Origin of the sequence: Baaleninema sp., from assembly GCF_049974805.1 — a bacterium.
Classification (GTDB): Bacteria; Cyanobacteriota; Cyanobacteriia; order Cyanobacteriales; family Geitlerinemataceae; genus Baaleninema.
This window is the reverse complement of sequence record NZ_JBNGCO010000001.1, coordinates 87,883-89,907: the sequence shown is the minus strand read 5'-3', so window position 1 is coordinate 89,907 and position 2,025 is coordinate 87,883. Positions and strand designations below refer to the sequence as shown.

The 2,025-nt window shown below is 53.0% G+C and carries 2 protein-coding genes and 1 pseudogene; 2 read left to right on the top strand and 1 reads right to left on the bottom strand.

What is annotated here, in order from left to right; all coding sequences use genetic code 11:
- Positions 1-391: pseudogene (locus ACP5D4_RS00345) on the bottom strand (hypothetical protein); the annotation flags it as partial.
- Positions 392-468: 77 nt separating this feature from the next.
- On the opposite strand from ACP5D4_RS00345, the gene ispE reads away from it, so the two are divergent.
- Positions 469-1,416 carry a 4-(cytidine 5'-diphospho)-2-C-methyl-D-erythritol kinase gene (gene ispE / locus ACP5D4_RS00340; RefSeq protein ID WP_428009618.1) on the top strand — a complete coding sequence of 316 codons (948 nt, stop codon included), beginning with the start codon at positions 469-471 and terminating at the stop codon, positions 1,414-1,416.
- A 79-nt stretch (positions 1,417-1,495) separates the two neighbouring features.
- Complete coding sequence (locus ACP5D4_RS00335; protein WP_428009617.1) at positions 1,496-1,786, top strand: DUF3082 domain-containing protein; 291 nt, start codon at positions 1,496-1,498, stop codon at positions 1,784-1,786.
- The last annotated feature ends 239 nt before the right edge of the window (positions 1,787-2,025 follow it).

Here is a 2,025-nt window from a genome sequence, read left to right as displayed (position 1 = left end):
CTCCGTCGGCGGCTTCTCCGTCTCCAGGGGCGGGAACTCCTGTTTCTACATCGCGGCGGATGGTTTCAACAGGTAACACGCCGAAGGGATCTCCGTCCTCTTCTCGATCGATCGATCGTTGGACTTGTCTGGCGCGTTCTTGGGGATTGGTCGAAGTCGTCAAACCGCTCGGTGCGGTGGCCATAGGCTGTTGTTCTTCCACCACAGGCGTCTCGAAGGGTTGAGCCTCGGGTGTTTCTCCTTCAGCAGTGGTTTCGCCCTCTGCGGGGACTTCCTCTGCTGTAGGCGTTTCAGTTGCTTCTGGGGTCGCTTGTTCTTCTGGCGGCGACCCGCAACCGCCGAGAACGACAGCCAGAGTCAGGCCGAATGCCGCAAATGAGCGTTGACGCATAGCCATATTCCAAAAACCTTCTTCTACGATAGCTCGATCGATGCTACTTGTTGTTTATTCTCGCGTTAACTGACTTTATGGAACGTTGCTCCCTGATAGCGCCCGCTAAAATTAACCTGTACTTAGAGATTATCGGCGATCGACCCGACGGATTCCACGAACTGGCCATGGTCATGCAAAGCGTGGATTTGGTCGATCGCATCGACATCCACTTCATTTCCACCGATACGATTCGCGTTCGCTGCTCTCATCCCGGCGTTCCGAGCGATCGAACCAACCTAGCCTACCGAGCGGCGCGACTCATGGCGGAACGTTTCCCCGACAGCTTCGCCAACCTCGGCGGTGTCGAAATCCACATCGACAAACAGATTCCCATCGCCGCCGGACTGGCCGGAGGGTCCGCCAACGCCGCCGCCGTCCTCGTCGGTCTCAACTTACTCTGGAAGCTGGGACTGACGCAACCGGAGTTACAGGAACTCGCCGCCGAACTCGGCTCGGACATACCCTTTTGTATCAGCGGAGGCACCGCACTCGCCACTGGCCGCGGCGAAAAAATCTCGCCGCTTCCGAATATGGAAGGACTTCACGTCGTTCTCGGAAAATTCCGCAACCTCGCCGTTTCCACCCCCTGGGCTTACAAAACCTTCCGCGAACAGTTTTCCCACCAGTACATCAGCGACAAAGCCGAACAAGCCGAACGCCATCGAGAAGTCCACGCCGGACCGATGGTTTCGGCGATTTACAAACACGACGGCCAGAAAATTGGTAAATTGCTGTACAACGACTTGGAAAAAGTCGTGCTTCCCGAATTTCCCGAAGTGGCGAAACTGCGGGAGGCGATGGCGGACGGAGAGGTTCTCGGTACGATGATGTCCGGTTCCGGACCGACGGTGTTCGCCTTGGCGGAGTCTGAGGAGAACGCCTGTCAGCTTCGGGATGCGGTGAGGGCGAAAATTCCCGATGAGGAACTGGATTTGTGGGTGACGAAGTTTTTCCCCACGGGAATTAGTACGGTTGATAATTGATAGTTAATCGTTGACAATTGACGACGAAGAGACGCCTCGTCTTATTCTCCCATCATCTCATTAGATTCATTCAAACATTATGGACGATACGACCAAGATTTTACGCAGTTTTAGCGGCTCGCTAATTTCAGCTACTCTCGCGCTTTTGCTGTATCGGTTAACCAATTCGATCGTGCAAACTTTTGCCGATAAACCCCTTCATACGGACAATGCGACGGCGTTGAATATTGCTTCGGCGGTGCGAACTTTGGTTATGGGATTGAGTGCGCTGGCGACTTTTATTTTTGCATTTTCGGCGTTGGGGTTGTTGCTGTTTGGGCTGCAAACGCTGTTTCAAAAGCTGTTCGGAAATACGTCGCCGTCTGAGTAAAGCTGTTGCATCTTAAGGGATGCAAAAAACATGAAGTTCTGCGTCGGTTGGGTGGAACGGAGTGGAACCCAACCGTGTCGTTGCTATCTTTTGAGTTTCGATCGCATGATTTGGGATTTTTAATCGATTCAATGTTATATAAGCTTGTGGCAAGGCATCGAGATCCCCGGCATCTTGAAGATGCCGGGGATCTGATTGTGGGGAAAGTCTTATTAGAATTTGATATTTTTCGCGAGTCG